Annotated in this window: 1 protein-coding gene; it reads right to left on the minus strand. The window is 64.6% G+C overall.

Annotated elements, in window-relative coordinates; genetic code table 11:
* Nucleotides 1–49: 49 nt before the first annotated feature.
* A partial coding sequence (locus DBV14_RS33170; protein WP_124466502.1) for an aldehyde dehydrogenase family protein occupies nt 50–824 on the minus strand: 775 nt, incomplete at its 5' end.

The following is an 824-nucleotide window of genomic DNA, read 5'->3' on the forward strand; positions in this document are numbered from 1 at the left end:
GCGCCGCCGCCGGCGCGCCCCGCCAAGCTCCCTGCCCCCGGCCTGAAGATCAGGCCAGCGTGTAGGCCGTCTTCACGGTGGTGAAGAATTCCTGCGCGTACTTGCCCTGCTCGCGCGGCCCGTAGCTGCTTCCCTTGCGGCCACCGAACGGCACGTGATAGTCGACACCGGCCGTCGGCAGGTTGACCATCACCATACCGGCCTGGCTGTGGCGCTTGAAGTGCGTGGCGTATTTCAGGCTCGTGGTGGCAATGCCGGCGGAGAGGCCGAACTCGGTGTCGTTGGCGGTGGCCAGCGCTTCTTCGTAGTTCTTCACGCGGATCACGCTGGCGACCGGGCCGAAGATTTCTTCCTTGTTGATGCGCATGGCAGCGGCCGATTCGCTGAACAGCGCGGGCGACATGTAGTAGCCATCGGTCTCCAGCTTCAGCAGTTCGCCGCCGGCCGCCAGCGTGGCGCCTTCGCCCTTTCCGATGGCGATGTATTCCATGTCCTGGTTCAGTTGCGACTTCGACGAGACGGGGCCGACGTCGGTGCCTTGCGCGAGCGCATCGCCGACCTTGATCTTTGCCATGCGCGCCTTCATTGCCTCGATGAACTTCGGGTAGATGCCTTCGGTGACGATGAGGCGGCTCGACGCGGTGCAGCGCTGGCCGGTCGAATAGAACGCGCTCTGCACGCTGAGCTCCACGGCTTGCGCGAGGTCGGCGTCGTCCAGAACGACTTGCGGATTCTTGCCGCCCATTTCGAGCTGCACCTTCTTGTGGTTGGTGACGCACTGGATGGCAATGTTGCGGCCCACGCCCACCGAACCCGTGAAGCTG

Origin of the sequence: Variovorax sp. KBW07 (assembly GCF_003852515.1) — a bacterium.
Classification (GTDB): Bacteria; Pseudomonadota; Gammaproteobacteria; order Burkholderiales; family Burkholderiaceae_C; genus Variovorax.